The sequence below is a fragment of the Paenibacillus sp. FSL H7-0918 genome, assembly GCF_038007025.1.
Taxonomy (GTDB): domain Bacteria; phylum Bacillota; class Bacilli; order Paenibacillales; family Paenibacillaceae; genus Paenibacillus_AQ; species Paenibacillus_AQ odorifer.
On the sequence record NZ_JBBOWJ010000002.1, the window covers coordinates 1,055,323 to 1,073,569 of the forward strand.

Annotated in this window: 10 protein-coding genes; 5 read left to right on the top strand and 5 right to left on the bottom strand. The window is 44.6% G+C overall.

The window, feature by feature from the left end:
* Window positions 1-120: 120 nt before the first annotated feature.
* Window positions 121-1,395, top strand: a complete 1,275-nt coding sequence (locus MHI15_RS18655; RefSeq protein ID WP_339189652.1) for a PucR family transcriptional regulator — start codon at window positions 121-123, stop codon at window positions 1,393-1,395.
* An 87-nt stretch (window positions 1,396-1,482) separates the two neighbouring features.
* Here MHI15_RS18655 and thrC read toward each other — a convergent pair whose 3' ends face one another.
* The 5 genes from thrC to MHI15_RS18680 all read right to left on the bottom strand — a co-directional run bounded on the left by thrC (window position 1,483) and on the right by MHI15_RS18680 (window position 12,871).
* Window positions 1,483-2,874, bottom strand: a complete 1,392-nt coding sequence (gene thrC, locus MHI15_RS18660) for a threonine synthase (RefSeq protein WP_076307163.1) — start codon at window positions 2,872-2,874, stop codon at window positions 1,483-1,485.
* A 248-nt stretch (window positions 2,875-3,122) separates the two neighbouring features.
* Window positions 3,123-3,626 carry a CYTH domain-containing protein gene (locus MHI15_RS18665; protein WP_036680734.1) on the bottom strand — a complete coding sequence of 168 codons (504 nt, stop codon included), beginning with the start codon at window positions 3,624-3,626 and terminating at the stop codon, window positions 3,123-3,125.
* Window positions 3,627-6,849: 3,223 nt separating this feature from the next.
* On the bottom strand, window positions 6,850-7,815 hold the full coding sequence (locus MHI15_RS18670) for an alpha/beta hydrolase (RefSeq protein ID WP_076282136.1): 966 nt from the start codon (window positions 7,813-7,815) through the stop codon (window positions 6,850-6,852).
* Window positions 7,816-8,139: 324 nt separating this feature from the next.
* A complete protein-coding gene (locus MHI15_RS18675; RefSeq protein WP_341088542.1) occupies window positions 8,140-10,293 on the bottom strand; it encodes an alpha-galactosidase in 2,154 nt (717 codons plus the stop codon).
* A gap of 25 nt (window positions 10,294-10,318) precedes the next feature.
* Window positions 10,319-12,871 carry a beta-mannosidase gene (locus tag MHI15_RS18680; protein WP_341164687.1) on the bottom strand — a complete coding sequence of 851 codons (2,553 nt, stop codon included), beginning with the start codon at window positions 12,869-12,871 and terminating at the stop codon, window positions 10,319-10,321.
* 312 nt (window positions 12,872-13,183) lie between these two features.
* On the opposite strand from MHI15_RS18680, the gene MHI15_RS18685 reads away from it, so the two are divergent.
* The 4 genes from MHI15_RS18685 (at window position 13,184) to MHI15_RS18700 (ending at window position 18,247) form a co-directional block, all read left to right on the top strand.
* Window positions 13,184-14,542 carry an ABC transporter substrate-binding protein gene (locus tag MHI15_RS18685; RefSeq protein WP_341164688.1) on the top strand — a complete coding sequence of 453 codons (1,359 nt, stop codon included), beginning with the start codon at window positions 13,184-13,186 and terminating at the stop codon, window positions 14,540-14,542.
* Between the two features lie 107 nt (window positions 14,543-14,649).
* The gene (locus tag MHI15_RS18690; RefSeq protein WP_076105422.1) at window positions 14,650-15,543 is read left to right on the top strand and encodes a carbohydrate ABC transporter permease; all 894 of its coding nucleotides are present in this window, start codon (window positions 14,650-14,652) and stop codon (window positions 15,541-15,543) included.
* 2 nt (window positions 15,544-15,545) lie between these two features.
* Complete coding sequence (locus MHI15_RS18695; RefSeq protein WP_076130664.1) at window positions 15,546-16,379, top strand: carbohydrate ABC transporter permease; 834 nt, start codon at window positions 15,546-15,548, stop codon at window positions 16,377-16,379.
* Between the two features lie 35 nt (window positions 16,380-16,414).
* Window positions 16,415-18,247, top strand: a complete 1,833-nt coding sequence (locus tag MHI15_RS18700) for a cache domain-containing sensor histidine kinase (RefSeq protein ID WP_076130665.1) — start codon at window positions 16,415-16,417, stop codon at window positions 18,245-18,247.

The window sequence follows — 18,247 nt, forward strand, 5'->3', positions numbered from 1 at the left end:
TGCTTAGCACCTCCACCTTTAGTTTAAGGCGTCCAATACTTTGTGAATATATTTACAAGCACCAAAAATCACTTCTTTATAGTGCATATTGCACTATTATTGAAACAGGGGGCGATATGAATGGATGTTTCCTTAAATGAGCAAGTATCAGGTAAAATCGAAATGGAGCATTATACCGCATCTTTGTTTACTGCATACATTTCAGGTGCAGGCCTTTCAGCTATCGTACAGACAGCTGCCGAGCTACTGCAGAATCCCGTCATTGTATTTGATTGCAGCTTCAAAATTGTAGCTCACTCTGACCTTTCCGATATCGACGATTACATATGGAGTGATAATATCCGCAAAGGTTATTGCTCTTACGACTTCATTGCGGCTGTGAGCAAAATGAACAGTGTCCAGCGTGGGAAACAAAGCGATGAATCTTATGAGGTAACCTGCGAGGAAACATCAAACTCAAAACTGATCTCCAAAATAAAAGTAGCCGGCAAACAAATCGGCAATGTATTGCTTCTAGGATGCACAAATCCTTTTCGCGCCAGAGATAACGAGCTGCTGTCCATCACCGCTACCATACTTGCCGAAGAGATGGGCAAAAATAGCTACTATCGCAACGCCAAAAATATAAAAGTTGAAGATTTTATCTGCGCATTGCTAGAGGAACAGCTTCAGGACAACCGGATTATTCAGGACAGGATGCGGAGTGCAGGACTAAAGTTCGGGAATCAGCTGCTTGTGCTGCTGTTCGATCTTACCTGGTATGAGGGTTCAGGCCGTTATGATGATTATTTAAGAGAACGTTTGCAACAGCTTTTTCCGGGCAGTCCTTCCACCTATTATGACGGGCAGATTGTAATGATCCATGATGGAAACCTCTCCAAAGAGCTTGTAAATAAGCAGCTGCAGGAATTTCTAGCCCAAACCGGCATCTCGCTTGGCATCAGCAATATGTTCACTAATCTTACGCAATGTAGGAGACACTATCTTCACTCCCGAAATGCTATTCGGATCGGTTCCATTCTCAGCCCGCAGCAGCAGCTGACTTACTATTCAGATATCCAGCTCTATGAGATGCTCTCTGCTGATGTTGTGTTTAACGAGGATAATAACTACTACCATCCAGAGCTGCTCAAGCTTCAAGAATACGATACTTTGCACCAGTCCAATCTGTATCATACCTTTTACGTTTATCTCAAAAATAACCGGAACATGCAGATTACCTCAGACGAGCTGTACATTCACCGGAATACACTCAGATATAAGCTCGATCTTATCAGCAGACTGCTGGACACCGACTTTACCGATTCTGAAAAAATGCTGGCGTACTATGTCTCTTATAAGGTCGCTGCTTTTTGTGAAAAAGCTAGGGAGCAGACCCGTACGCCGCAACGTTAATGTTAGAAGCTACTATAAACGCACAAACAGCCCCCGTCTTTATCCCAAGAACGGGGGCTGTGCTGTGAAGTAGGACTGTATATGATATTACAATCCGTAAAAAGCTTGCAGCTGACGCACGATTTCATTCTTGTCATGATCCACTACGGTTTGATGTTGTGGCATCTCGAACAATGCTTTAATCTGTGCCGGGAATTCCTGCTTAATATCAATCAAAGTAATTGCCTCATCGAACTTAGCTGGATGTGCAGTCGCAAAGGTAATGCCAATCTCATCCGGGCCATTAAAAGCTTCGTAAGCCGCGATTCCACATGCTGTATGTGGATCAAGCAGGTAGCCGTGTTCTTTTTGATACTTAGCGATCGTATTCAAGCATTGATCATTCTTCACACCCAGCGCTGCAAAATCCTTCTGCACCTGCTGAAGCGCCTCGCCTTCAACCGTAATCTTGCCTTCGGTTTGCAGCTTGGACATATACGCGGATAACTTCTCAGAATCCTCGCCTACCAGATAATACAGATACCGTTCGAAATTACTTGCCACTTGGATGTCCATCGAAGGGCTGTAAGTGCTTGTGAAATTACCTGGTTTGTATTCGCCAGTATTCACGAAACGCTCCAAAATATTATTTTCATTCGTAGCAATGATCAGCTTGTTAATAGGAAGCCCCATTTGCTTAGCCAAATAACCCGAGAAAATATTACCGAAGTTACCGGAAGGCACGCTGATATTAATCTTCTTCTCGTTGCTGCCATCGACATGCAGATATGCATAGAAATAATAAACAGTCTGCGCCAGAATCCGCACAAAGTTAATGGAATTGATTGCACGCAGATGATACCGACCTTTAAAGTCCAGATCTGCGAACAGATCCTTAATCACCTTCTGGCAATCATCAAAGTTACCATGAACAGACAGATTCAGTACATTGCTGTCGTCCACCGTAGTCATCTGCAGCTCCTGCACTTTACTTACCTTGCCATGTGGATGGAGAATACAGATCTTGATGCCTTCTTTGCCGCGTACACCTTGAATGGCCGCCGCTCCAGTGTCCCCAGAGGTTGCACCGAGGATGTGGATGATTTTGTTTTGTTTTTTGGAAATATATGAATACAGCTCACCCATAAACTGCAGCGCTACATCCTTGAAAGCAAAAGTAGGCCCATGGAACAATTCAAGGACATATAAAGAATCATCCACTTGGTGTATAGGTGTTACTTCAGGTGTGCGGAAATTAGCATAACTGGTGTTGACCATTTCCTGCAAATCCTCGTAAGGAATCTCATCATTGGTGTAATAGGCAACAATCTTCAGGAACAACTCCTGATAGCTGAGACTTCTCCACTCTTCCAACGTTGCTGCTGAAACCACTGGAATCTCGGATGGAACCATCAGCCCACCGTCGTCCGCAAGTCCCATCAACACCGTATCAATAAAACCTTTAGGTTCCACATTACCTCTTGTGCTTATAAACTTCATGCTCATCCTCCTGAACCCCTCGTTAATATATGACAAGAATATATGATAAGAAGAAACAACGTTGTCGTCCTATGTAGAAGACAACTGTTTCTCGCAGAAATATAAGGCTATTATAGTTGCACCACTTATAAATTCTTATAATTAACTATAAGTTTCACCCTAAACGTTATCCTTAAGCCAGTTAGGGATGATAAAGCTATTTCTGCTTGTTTTCCCTATATACTACCACGTTTACGCGCTAAAGTCCGTTAATTCTTTGTCTTATTTTGCAGCTCTCTCCAGACCGTTTTGTTGCTGTACTGCCGTTCTGTACTAACATCCTTACCGAACCATTCCGGCTCTTTAAAGCTTTCCGCTTCCTCTAGAGATTCAAATTCAACCTCCAATACGGACAATTTCAGCTGGGAATATACGTCGATCTCAACCGTTGTGCCATTCCACACCGCTGTAATTCGCTCTTTGACCAAAGCTACCGCATTTACCGCTTCGATCATCTGATTATATAAACCCTCTGAGATAAAATATTCGATCTCTTCGCGTTTGATCCCTTTGCCATCCTTAAACGTATGCGTGTAGGTTACCTCACCTGAGTCCAGATCCGTAATTTTACGCACACGAAGCTCTTGACCACCATCTATTGCCAGATATGTCTGATCGATATTATGACGGGTAACAATCTTCAATTCTCCCTTTTGAATCAGCTGCTCCGGAAATTCCGGCAGCAGAAACTTGCGTTCGATCTCCAAAGCCATGATGTTTCGCTCCTCTTCGTGTCATATATTTTTATATTAATAATCATCATAGGGGTGTGACAAACCCAAGTCAATGTGGATTATAGGGAAATAGGACATGCTCTAGCTTAAAAAAGGCTACCGCGGTGCTCATTGTGGGATTTATGGAGGTTGTGGAAAGATAGGGCTCACCATAGATTACTGGAAACTACGGATAATTAGCGAGTCAGCCGGCGATCATTGGAAAGCACCATTCGATGAGTTGCTCCGTGTGCCACTGGTGAGGCTCCCCCATTCGATGAGTTGGTTCCGCTCCACTGGTCGCACTCACCTATTCGATTAGTTGGTCACGCTCCACGGGTCGTACTCACCCATTCGATTAGTTGGTCACGCTCCACGGGTCGTACTTACCCATTCGATTAGTTGGTCACGCTACGGACCGTATAGCCACTATTTGCGAAAAAAGCACATATTTGAGATGCTATCGGACTCAGGTGCAGCTATTTACTCCAAAACACCCCATACGATCGCGATATTTAGCCAATAGCGTCGCTGGGGTCCGAAAGTAGACTCAATAGCCTCTTTTTTAGCAAATAAGGACTCCTGAGTCCGATCGGAAGCAGGGTACCTAGGTACCTAGTAGCAGCCAAGGGAACTCTCCATCAAATGTAATCGGCGCCTTCTCGTTCTTAACCCAGACCAAACCATAATGATTGGAGCTTCGTTAACTGGTGGTGCCTCCTCATACTTGCTCATACTTGCTCATACTTGCTCATACTTGCTCATACTTGCTCATACTTGCTCATACTTGCTCATACTCTCTCATACCACCCCTACTCCCTATTTACTTACGGACCGCACAGACGCTATTTGCGATAAAAACGCATATTTGAGATGGTATCGGACTCAGGTGCAGCTATTTACTCCAAAACACCCCATACGATCGCGATATTTAGCCAATAGCGTCGCTGGGGTCCGAAAGTAGACTCAATAGCCTCTTTTTTAGCAAATAAGGACTCCTGAGTCCGATCGGAAGCAGGGTACCTAGGTACCTAGTAGCAGCCAAGGGAACTCTCCATCAAATGTAATCGGCGCCTTCTCGTTCTTAACCCAGACCAAACCATAATGATTGGAGCATCGTTAACTGTTGGTACCTCCTCACACTCCCTCATACTTGCTCATTCTTTCTCATACTTACTCAACTTTCTCATACTCCCCCACTCCCTATTTACTTACGGACCGTATAGCCTCTATTCGCGAAAAAAACGCACATTTGAGATGGTATCGGACTCAGGTGCAGCTATTTACTCCAAACACCCCATACGATCGCGATAATTAGCCAATACCGTCGCTGGGGTCCGAAAGTAGCCTCAATTACCTCTTTTCTAGCAAATAAGGACTCCTGAGTCCGATCCGAAGCAGGGTACCTAGGTATCTAGCAGCAGCCAAGGAAATTCTCCATCAAATGTAATCGGCGCCTTCTCGTTCTTAACCCAGACCAAACCATAATGATTGGAGCTTCGTTAACTGGTGGTGCCTCCTCATACTTTCTCATACTTTCTCATACTTTCTCATACTTTCTCATACTTTCTCATACTTGCTCATACTTGCTCATACTTTCTCATACTTACTCAACTTTCTCATACTCCCCACTCCCTATTTACTTACGGACCGTATAGCCTCTATTCGCGAAAAAACGCACATTTGAGATGCTATCGGACTCAGGTGCAGCTATTTACTCCAAAACACCCCATACGCTCGCGATAATTAGCCAATAGCGTCGCTGGGGTCCGAAAGTAGCCTCAATTACCTCTTTTCTAGCAAATAAGGACTCCTGAGTCCGATCCGAAGCAGGGTACCTAGGTACCTAGTAACAGCCAAGGGAACTCTCCATCAAATGTAATCGGCGCCTTCTCGTTCTTAACCCAGACCAAACCATAATGATTGAGCTTCGTTAACTGGTTGGTCACGCTCCACTGGTCTTACTCACCCATTCGATTAGTTGGTCACGCTCCACTGGTCTTACTCACCCATTTACTTACGGACCGTATAGCCACTATTTGCGAAAAAAACGCATATTTGAGATGGTATCGGACTCAGGTGCAGCTATTTACTCCAAAACACCCCATATGGTCGCGATAATTAGCCAATAACGTCGCTGGTGTCCGAAAGTAGCCTCAATTGCCTCTTTTCTAGCAAATAAGGACTTCTGAGTCCGATCCGGAGCAGGGTACCTAGGAACCTAGCAGCAACCAAGGGAACTCTCCATCATATGCAGTCAGCCCCTTCTCATTCTTATCACCGACCAAACCCTAAAGATTAGACCATCGTTAACTGGTGGAACCCCCTCATACTCCCTCATACTTTCTCATACTTTCTCATACTTTCTCATACTCTCTCATACCACCCCTACTCCCTATTTACTTACGGACCGTATAGCCTCTATTCGCGAAAAAAACGCATATTTGAGATGCTATCGGACTCAGGTGCAGCTATTTACTCCAAAACACCCCATATGGTCGCGATAATTAGCCAATAACGTCGCTGGGGTCCGAAAGTAACCTCAATTGCCTCTTTTCTAGCAAATAAGGACTCCTGAGTCCGATCCGAAGCAGGGTACCTAGGAACCTAGCAGCAACCAAGGGAACTCTCCATCATATGTAGTCGGCGCCTTCTCATTCTTATCCCAGACCAGACCATAATGATTGGAGCATCGTTAACTGGTGGAACCCCATCATACTACCTCATACTCCCTCATACTTTCTCATACTTTCTCATACTTTCTCATACTACCTCATACTCCCTCATACTTTCTCATACTTTCTCATACTCTCTCATACCACCCCTACTCCCTATTTACTTACGGACCGTATAGCCACTATTTGCGAAAAAAACGCATATTTGAGATGGTATCGGACTCAGGTGCAGCTATTTACTCCAAAACACCCCATACGGTCGCAATAATTAGCCAATAACGTCGCTGGGGTCCGAAAGTAGCCTCAATTGCCTCTTTTCTAGCAAATAAGGACTACTGAGTCCGATCCGAAGCAGGGTACCTAGGAACCTAGCAGCAACCAAGGGACTCTCCATTAAATGTAGCCGACGCCTTCTCATTCTTATCCCAGACCAAACCTAAAGATTAGACCATCGTTACTGGTGGCACTCCCCCATATCTTACGGACTAATAAAAAACCGAACGAAAATCAGAGGAAATCCTGAAATCCGGTCGGCTCGACGGCAGCACTTATTTTATTTCTTTCATAAATGCCTGAAAGTCTTTTACGATTTCTTTTGCTTTAGTGCGATATAAATAATGTCCCTCTTCAAACTTCACTATTTTTCCATGCACAGAGTCCTTGATTTGCTTTTCATGCTCTGGTATCCATCTATCCGTTGCTGGTTGATTCGCTTGTATAAAGAAAATAAGAGGAAGATTTTTAGGAAATCTTAAGCTTTCAGCTGATTTAAAATTAGAATACATCATTTCAGCTTCATTTAATTGGGTGGGATTAAATATGTTTTTGCGATTGATCAGTCTCATTTGTTCTTTTGTTTTATCATCAAATGGTAGTTCAGCAATTGGGTCAGCACTAAATTTCATTTGCAATCTGATTAAACCTGATTTTTTGAGCAGATTTATAGTTCTTAATTCCGAAGCTTCGATCTTCCTCTCGCTTATCGATGGGACACTACTATCAAGCCCGACAAATGCACTCACTTCATTTTCATACTTGTTAACATAATCTAGTCCATATATGCCTGAAATAGAGTGGCCCATTAGAATATAACGGTCAATATTAAGAGCCTGTAAAGCTTCATGAATTTCACTTACAATATTCTCCGTGCTACGCTCCTTTTTGGTCAGATCACTTAATCCATACCCAAAAGGCTCAATCATGACAACTTTGTAAAACGGCGACAGTTCATCTATTAATGCTTTAAAATCAAGAGCTGGCGCTGCTGTGCCATAACCCGGTAGTAGCACGACTGTTTCTTCACCTTTTCCTTGAATATAAACATTCATGTTTTTCCCATCTACGGGTACTAACTGACCATAGGGTTCTATTTTATTTTGTTCCGATTTATTGCTGATCAAATTAACTGTATAGACAATAGCGAGAAAAAGCACGATTGCGATGATTATTGCTCCTACTACTTTAAGTAGTATGTTTAGTATTTTACTTGTTCTCGTGCCCGCCTTCATTTTCATTTTTTCTTTTATTTCCACCCGTATCTTCTCCTGTCATCAGCTGTGTTTTGGACTACCATAACTAACTGCTAAGCTAAGATTAACCAATGAAGATGTACTCTCTATGACCTCAATATGAACGGAATATGAACATGCAAAAAAGCTATAGCGTCATGCACAAGGGTAGCTGCACAGGATGCCAAAACAGGAGGAATATATGTGTGGAGGTTGATACGATCAAGGCTGCCTTGCCATCCGCAGCTTCAGCTGATTCAAATTCATCTTTGAACAAAAAAAGCAAACCACGAGCTAGGCTCATGGCTTGCTGATGACTTGTAATAAACTCTATTCCTGCACCTTCAATTTATAACATCCGCTAACAAAATCCTGCTGGATATCCGGCAGAGCCAGTCCAGCCTGCATTAGCCGATCACCACCGTAAACCTCACCACTTGCCTCCAGAATGTAATCCAGCTCCGGATTTAAACCATTCAGCTTCAGGCTACGGCGGGGCGGGTGCGGCACAGCCATTACCCGGAAGTAATAAACTAATGCCTCACGCTGATCATCGGACACGAACATCCATGCTGTCTCATTGCCCTCAAACGGGCTTTGCAGCCGGTACAGATTCCCTTGCTGCACAAGACTGCGGATTTGTTTATAGTTCGCAACCTGTTCCTTCACAAGTTCCTTCTCTTCGTCTGTAAACTTCGTAAGATCCAGCTCATAACCGAAATTACCGGACATAGCTACATCTCCACGAAAAGACAGCGGGGTGATCCGTCCTACCTGATGATTCGGCACGGCAGACACATGCGCGCCTATCGAACTAACCGGATACACCAGACTTGTTCCATACTGAATCTTCAGTCGTTCCACAGCATCGGTATCGTCACTGGTCCAGGTCTGCGGCATGTAATGCAGCATGCCTGGGTCGAAGCGGCCACCACCACTACAGCAGCTCTCGAACAGGATATGCGGAAACTCTGAAGTTATTCGCTCCAATAGCTCATACAGACCAAGCACATAACGATGAGCGGTTTCCCCTTGGCGTTCAGAAGGTAACTCTGCAGAGCCAATCTCCGTTAAACAACGGTTCATATCCCATTTCACATAACTAATGGGCACGGTCGAGAAAATCCGGGACAGTGACTCATAAATGTACTGACGTACATCCTCCCGAGTATAGTCCAGCACCAATTGCCAGCGGGCTTCGCTACGGCGGCGTCCCGGCACATGCAGACACCAGTCGGGATGCTTACGATAGAGCTCGCTGTCTGGCGAGATCATCTCCGGCTCGAACCAGAGGCCAAACTGCAAGCCTAGATTGTTCACACGCTGCGCCACATCAGACAATCCGCCTGGAAGCTTGCGCAGATCCTCTACCCAGTCTCCGAGAGAGGAGTTATCTGCATCTCTTTTGCCAAACCAACCGTCGTCCAGTACGAATAGCTCTATCCCGAGTTTCGCTCCTTCCGCGGCAATCGACTCCAATTTATCCGCATCGAAGTTGAAATAGGTGGCTTCCCAATTGTTGACCAGAATGGGCCGTTCCTTATCTCTATATAACCCTCTGCATAAACGGGTCCGGTACAGGCGATGATAGGTTCTCGACATTTCCCCGATCCCCTCGGAAGAATACACCATCACTACTTCTGGGGTCTGGAATTGTTCGCCCGGCTCCAGCAGCCAGGAGAAATCAAATGAATTCAGCCCCATCGTAAACCGGGTCATCCCGAAGGAATCGACCTCTGCCTCAGCTTCAAAGCCTCCACTATATACAAGACTGAAGCCGTAGGCCTCTCCATGATTTTCATCCGTTTCAGGTTTCACCAGCGCTGCAAATGGATTTAACTGGTGGCTGCTCATCCCTCTGCGGCTCCCAATGGTCGTACCCCCTTGCACCAGACGTCTACGGGTCAGATTACCTTCCCTTGACCAAGCTCCTGCCAAATAGATCATATCCATATCGCCAGACGAGAAATCGACACTAGCACTCAGTGCACGCTGCAATTGCAGCTGCGTTTCCCCCGCATTGGTAAACTCCACAGAGCGTGTAATTACGTTGGTATGTTCAAAAACCGTATAGCGCAAAATAACACTCAGCTTGGCGTAATCATCCTTAAGTGTAAGCTCCAACGTCTGTGCTTCTTGCGCAGACTCAACATATACAGATGGCAGACCCGGCAGTGAGGGTTTACCCTCAACTACCCGGTACCCGCTGTATTTCAGCTCTGTAATACGAGTGCCGTCTTCGAGCCTAACTTGATAAGCAGGTGTTCTGAAATCTCCCGTGCCGTATTGGGGATATTCCTGCGGGAGCCGGTCGAGACCCGTATTTCCTCCCAGATTCAACAGCCCTTCCAAATTGCTGCCACTACGCAGCTTTTTACCCCAATACACATGTGCCGGATAATCATTAACAAGCTGAAGAATATAACTCATCCCTGCGCTCTGTAAATGGAATAATCCCTTATCTTCCTGAACTAAAATCCCCATGTGCCAGTCCTTCTCTCCTTAGGATTTACAGCAAATCTTCGCTCACAAAATCAACCATCGATTGAACCTTTAGCCCTTTAGGTGCGGCAGGAATCCAGTCTCTTCCATCGTTCCCGCGTTGTGAGAACTCTATCGTCTTGGTCTGACCTGGGAGAAGGTCAAAATAATTGTCAGAGAATATTCCTTCCTCTTCCGAAGTCAGGTATACACCTCTAGCCAATACATCACTGGTCACGGTGAAGCTTAATTCACCGCTCTCTGGAGTTTCCAGCACAGTAATTACTGAGCGCTGCAATGGAATTTCTTTTTCCGGAGTAAAATAATGCAGCTTGTGATCTATCACCTGGCCATCCGCCTGCAAGCCAATTCCAAGCAATACATCACCCACCCCTTGACCTTCTAGCAGGTCTGCCACAGGAGACGAGAATACGATAGCAGCAGAACCAGCTCCCAGCTCAACGGGATGTGTCCACTCTCGCAGCACCGAACCGTTAAACTGATACAAAGTAAGCACCAACTCAGCGCTCACTGCTGTTCTTAAATCAGATACGACATGAACGTCTACCTTCTCACGGTCTGTACCGTCGATAGACAACAGAACATCTTGGAAGCTTGAACGCACGGTATATTGCAGGGCTTTCCAACGCCCGTTATAATCCATGCCCGCCCAAGAAGCCACCGGCCAGCAATCATTCATCTGCCAGTATAAAGTGCCCATACAATAAGGTTTATTTCTTCTGTGGCTTTCAATCGCGATTCGGATCGCTTCGGCCTGCAGGATTTGACTCATATATAAAAAGGCTTTGAAGTCCTTTGGCTGCGGCAGATACATATCCATATATTCTTTGATCAGCAGATTACCGCGACCATTCTTCTGATGCGCCAGCATCACCTCTGAGGTAAGCTCCAAATCCTGCTCTTCTGCATAGCTCATTACCGTTTTTAGTTCCGGGAACGACTGGAAGCCATATTCACTCATGAAGCGGCCAACCTTTGTATTATAGTTCTCAAAAGGCTCGATTCCGTGCCACACGCCCCAGTAATGCACATCCCCTTCGCCCACAATCCGTGTCGCATGCTGATTAATATCGCCAGTCAGCTCCCGCAGCGGCGAAGACGGCCAATAGTCCACTCCCGGATGGAACGCGGCTACAGCCTCCGGCAGAATACGGTGGAAGATTTTAATATAATCGGCCCACATTGTCGTTCTTTGCTCAGCGCCGAGTTTTTCTTTCCAGCCCCAGCCCATATTTTCCTCGAACTGTGACCAGGCCGAATCAATCTCGTTGTTGCCACACCATAAGGCGATGCAGGGATGATTGCGCAATCTTTTGACGTTATATTCGGCTTCTTTTTTCACATTTTCTAGGAACGCCTCGTCCCCGGGATACATACTGCAAGCGAACATAAAGTCCTGCCAGACCAGCAATCCGTATTCATCACAGAGCTGATAAAAAATATCTTCTTCATATATACCGCCGCCCCAAACGCGCAGCATATTCATATTCGATTCTACTGCCGTGGCAATTTCATGCCGATACCGCTCCTCGGTTACTTCTGTGGTGAAGCTGTCATTTGGAATATGATTGGCACCTTTGACGAAGACGGAAACTCCATTCAGTGCAAAAGAAAACGAAGCTCCTTTGGCATCACGCTCCCGTATCAATTCAATACTGCGAAGCCCAGTCCGCACACTTTTGCTAACCTCTACTTCCGCATTTTGTACCAATTCTGCCTGGAATGTATATAAATGAGGCTCTCCGAGCCCTCTGCACCACCAGAGCTGTGGCTCGGATATAACAATATTCATCTCTAATTGCTGCATGCCTTCTTCTAAAGTAACCGCTTGCATCCACTCCAAACCATCGGCACTTATTCGCAGCATTCCCCGCCAAGCAGCAGGAGCATCCACTTCAACAATTGCGGTCAGGCGAGCTTCTTCCTTAGCAATCACATTTTGACGGATATAGAGGTCTGTAATTTGAACGGTGTCACGTCCCACCAGAGCTGCCGCACGCCATATTCCACTGGTCAAGAAACGCGGGCCCCAATCCCAGCCGTAATGATAAGGTGCTTTGCGCGCAAAAATACTAATCCGTTGTTCATCTAATCCCCCAAGCTCGGATTGATCATTCGAGGCAGGCAGCGCGTAACCCAGCTTCGCTAATTTCGGTAAATCTTCCTTAACCACAGAGCGGAACTTCACCCGTATATTATTTTCTCCAGTCTTTAACTGATCTTTGACATCCACTTTCCATGCCAGAAACATATTATCAGCAGCGAGCACATGTACATTATTCACGTACACATCTGCATAAGTATCCAGTCCCTCAAAAACTAGCTCCGTACAAGCAAGCTCCTGCCACTCTTCCCCCAACTGCAACGAGGTTTGATATTCCCAGTCCTTCTTATCGATCCACTGTAGATCATGTTCATTTGTTCCATAAAAGGGGTCTGAAATCTTCCCGTTCTTTAGTAAATCCGTATGGACTGTACCTGGCACAGTCGCCGGAAGCCACTCCTCATCACCACAGCCTCTAAATTCCCACTTCGCAAGATTCATATGCAAATGTTTCATAATACCTCCTAAAAGTTTTGTAAGCATAGACTTCTCTGAATGACTTCGCGCAAAACTCGCTTCGAAAGCAGATGCCTAAAGTTTTGTAAGCATAGACTTCTCAAAAATAGCATAAGACTTCAATTAATTCATTGAACCCTTTTGATATTCTTTGTATTTTGTTATCTGATTGTTAGGTACATGCTAATTATAAACGCAGAAACAAAACAAATAAAGACAATAAATAATAATACAATACATTTATTAACGGCTTCGATAAAGCTATAATGTTCATGTAAACGCTAACAATAAAAACGAAAAGGGGATTAAGCTATGAGAAATAAGTTATTTTCGTTATCCTTTGTTATGATTATGGTCTTATCTTCAACACTTGCTGGCTGTGGTTCGAATAATGACAACACCACGAATAACGGTGCTGCCGCAACTGAAAAGCCCGCAGCAACTAACGCAGAGAATACCGGCGGTGACACGAATGCAACTGCCGAACCTGCAGCAGGAGCTGCAGCAGGAGCTGATATCAGCGGCAAAATCACCTTCCTAACTAACAGAACAGACATGATCGGCAAAGAATATGACGAATATTTAAAGCGCTTTAATGAAAAATACCCGAACATTAAAGTCGAATTCGAAGCTTCCCAAACCGACTATAACCAACAGGCTAAAGTCAGAATGGCCAGCGGCGAGCTTCCAGACGTTATGTTTATTCCTTCTATCCCTAACTCCGACCTGCCGAAATATTTTGCTTCACTGGATGATCTCGGCTTGAACGATCAGATCACCTTTAAAGACTTCAAATCCTTTGATGGTAAGCTTTACGGAATTACTACAGGGAACTCTACTTCCGGTATTGTTTATAACAAAACAGCATTCACTGATGCCGGCATCACCGAAACGCCTAAGACTTGGGATGAATTCCTGGCTGCCTGCGAGAAGCTGAAAGCAAAAGGTGTTATTCCAATGTCCTCTAACTTTAAAGACAAATGGCCACTTGGTACTTGGGCTTATGACACACCACGCTTAATTGAAGGCAATCCTGATTTTCCAAATGCTAAGCTGAACTCTGAAACACCGTTCACTATAGACAACGGTTATGGCAAAGCTTTCAGCCTACTTAGAGAGCTCAATGAAAAAGGCTATCTGGAAAAAGACATCAACTCCACCAACTGGGAGCAATCGAAAAAGGACATCGCTTCCGGCAAATTCGCTATGTACTATCTTGGCAACTGGGTTATTAACCAAGTTATCGGAGCAGGCGCTTCTTCAGACAATGTGGGCTTCTTCCCATTCCCTTATGACAATTCGGGTAAACCATCTGCTACCCTTAGCCCTGACTTCTTCTATGCCGTTGCCAAAAACAGCAAAAATTTAGAGGCAGCTAAAGCCTTCGTAAAATGGATGATTGAAGATTCAGGTTATGAGGATTTCGCCGGCTTTATCTCTCCATTAAAAGGCAAGGAATCCAATCTGACTCAGCTGAAAGAATTCCAAGCTACCGGAGTAGAACTGGTAGAAGGAACTGTTGACGATGCAAAGGTTACAGAAATCGGCAACAAGGCACAGCTGGATCTCCCTGCTGTTGTACAGGAATTTGTACTTGCCAAAGATCCACAAACCGTATTAGACAAGTGGAATAAAGCTTGGGCTAAAGCCAAGAAGGACCTCGGTTATTAATTTGAGCTTTTGATTCGAAGTACACTACGGAGCAAAATGGATTATTGCTTTTACGGATAATCCATTTTGCCTTTCCATACCACGTTTTTATGAAAGAAGGGCTAGCGATGTTCGGAACACTTTCCTATAACAAACAGAAGACGATTATCATTGTATCCTTCCTCACGATTCCTTTGTTGCTGCTCGCAACATTCACGTATTATCCGGCACTCAAGCTGATTTATTACAGTTTTACGAACTGGGATGGCTATAGCCCTGAGAAGCCTTGGGTCGGTCTCGATAATTACCGCGAAGTCTTCTCCAACCCCGATATTTTCAAGGTATTTACCCATAACTTTGCTTATTTCGCGATGGGAATTCTCCAGAATATCGTCGCTATTTATTTTGCGATTGTGCTCAATAGTAAGTTGAAAGGAAAAAATGCATTTCGAATCTTACTGTTCCTCCCTTACATTATGAACGGTGTCGCCGTCGCCTTTATGTTTGGTTATGTCTTTGACACCACCAATGGCTCTCTGAATATGTTCCTGAATAGCATCGGACTTACCGGACTAGGACAGACCAGTTGGCTTGGAACAGAAGGACTGGTTAACTATTCTCTGGCGTCCACAGGATTTTGGCGTTTCATGGGTTATAACATGGTAATCTACATCGCCTCCTTGCAGGCCATTCCAAACGATATCTATGAGGCCTCAAAGATCGATGGTGCCGGACCTTTTCAAACACTTTGGAGAATTACTTTACCGAATATGAAGCCAGTCATCCAGCTTAACTTATTTCTTACCGTCACAGGGGCACTGGAAGTATTCGATCTCCCCTTCGTGTTGACCAAGGGCGGCCCCGCAGGCGCCAGCGAAACATACGTACAAAAAGTTGTAGATACTGCATTTGCTTACAATAATTACGGCCTCGCTTCTGCCATGAGTATTATCTTGCTTTTCTTTGTCGTCATCGTACTGTTAGTACAGCAACTAGTTCTAAGCCGGGGAGGGGACAAATAGATATGACATACTCCAAATTTCGCTTCACAGATGTTATTAAATACTTCTCGCTGCTTATCGGCGTATTTGTTGTACTCTTTCCTCCGTATGTGGTCATCGTCAATGCCTTTAAATCCACTGACGAATTTAACAGCAGCAGCTCCATGGCACTGCCAAAAAGCTTTTTGAATTTCGATAATTTCACTGCCGTCTTCCAGCGTGGGGGTCTACTTAACGGATTTGGTAATGTGTTAATCATTATAGCTATTACTTTAATTCTGAACATTCTGTTCGGCACTATGGTAGCATTTGTATTGGGACGCTTCTCTTTCAAATTGAAACCCGTAGTCTTCGGTGCATATCTAGTAGCCACCATTATTCCTAGTATCACGACACAAGTGGCGACTTTTGGTATCATCAAAAGCATGGGGCTTTACAATACACTTGGCGCCCCGATCGTGCTTTATATTGGAGCGGATGTAATTCAAATTATTTTATATCTGCAATTTATCCGTAATATTCCCGTGGATCTCGATGAAAGTGCGATGGTAGAAGGTGCCTCTCTGTTCAGAATCTATCGGTCGATTATTTTCCCTTTACTTACGCCAGCTACGGCTACTTTGATTATTCTGAAAACCATTAGCATTTACAATGACATGTACATCCCTTACCTCTACATGCCGAAACAAAGCCTTGGTGTAGTTACGACGATCCTAATGCGTTTTCAAGGGGTCAATTCGGGGGAATGGAATTTAATCTGTGCGGCTATTCTGCTTATCCTGCTGCCAACAGTAATTCTATATTTCTTCCTGCAGCGTTACATCTTTGAAGGCGTAACCAGTGGAGCGGTCAAATAAGGTAGGTAGCTTATTACAGGAAAGGAACAACGCAAATGCTATCATACATCCGGTTAACTTTACGCAAAATGTGGTTGTTCCTTGCCAATCTACCGATGGAGCGCAAGCTGATCGTTATCTTTGTCTTTCTGATCTCTCTGCCGATCACTTATGTAAGTTATCTATCGTCCCGCTCCATGTTCAACTCGGTTCTTGTGAATGCGACTGACGGTGCGGGTCAAATGACATCGAATGCTTCAGATACCATCGACCGATATATTGCCGACCTCAAAAGATATACAGCCCTGCCGCTGTATAACACCGATGTGCAAGTCTACCTGACACAGCAAAATACCGACTGGGAAAAAAATACGGGCATGGCGATGTTCCTTAGCTATTTGAATCATACTAAGGAAGAGATCATTGCCGTGTATTTGGTGGATCAGTACGGTTCTGTCTTTTATGATAAAGACGCTGGAATTAATGAACTGTATCCAGAGGAACGATTAGCCAAATGGAGAACCATGAGTGAAGATGCCGGAGCAGCGCCTGTCATTCAGGGCAGACATACGATCCGCACCAACTCGAATGTCCATAAAGAGGTCTTTAGTGTTCTGCGTACGATTAACTCTGTAAGCACATTACAGAATATAGGAATTCTCGTTTTCGATGTAGACATCAATCTGTTTAAGGGCATTATCGATCCCGTAAATGCAGTTACGCAAGGAAACACGTTCATTGTAGATAACAATGGAGATCTGATTTATGCCAGTGAAGATTCCGCGGTTCCGAATCTGGCTGCCGATACACAAACTCTGAATACAAAGCTGTTGCTGCAGCAAGTAAATCAGCAGCAGGATCATTTTCAAATAGACTTGAATGGCCAGTCTTATCTTGCAGTGTATACCGTCTCGAAACAGACCGGGTGGACCACTATGGTTACGATTCCTTTAACACGTATCCTGTCCCCTGTACAAAAGAATCGTAATACGCTTATCTTGACCACACTGATTATCATTGCTTTTGCACTTTTTGTTGCGACTATAATTTCCCATGCCCTGACCAAACCCCTTAAATCCTTGGTCCGCTTAATGAAACGAGTGCAGCATGGTAATCTGGATGTCTGGCAGCATTCCAAATATAATGATGAGATTGGGATGCTGGGCAGTCATTTTAATCGGATGATCATAAGGATCAAAGATCTGTTACAAGAAGTGTCTATCACGGAGAAACGGAAGCAAAAGGCTGATATGCGGGCGCTTCAAAACCAGATTAATCCCCATTTTATTTATAATACGCTGGAATCCATCCGCATGCTTGCAGAGAGCAATGATGATCCACGTGTGGCGAAGCTAACCTATTTACTTGGGCTTCAAATGCGTTACAGCATTGTCCGAAACGAAGAGGCTGTTACAATTAGACAAGAGCTGGATCATGTGAGAAATTATTATCAGCTGCTGGAAATCCGATTCCCAGACAAGTTCAGACTTAACATCGACGTGCCGGACGAATTCCTTCATCTTCCTGTTATTAAGCTTGTCTTTCAACCGATCGTAGAAAATGCTGTCTTTCACGGTTTGGATCAAAAGGTAGGACCGGGCACCTTGAGCATCACCGCATGGAGCGAGCATGGAGATGCCGTATTCTGTGTAGAAGATGATGGGATCGGTATGGATGAAGCCACCCTTCGTTCCTTAAACAATAGTCTGCAGACTGGAACGGACAATGAAAGGTTCGGGATTGGACTACGAAATGTAAATGAAAGAATTCGCCTGCATTACGGCAGTTCGTTTGGTCTGCTTGTTGAGAGTGAGCTTGGAATCGGCACTCGTGTTACCCTGCGCATTGCGGATATTAACGCTAAATTCAGTGAAGATGAATTTATTTAG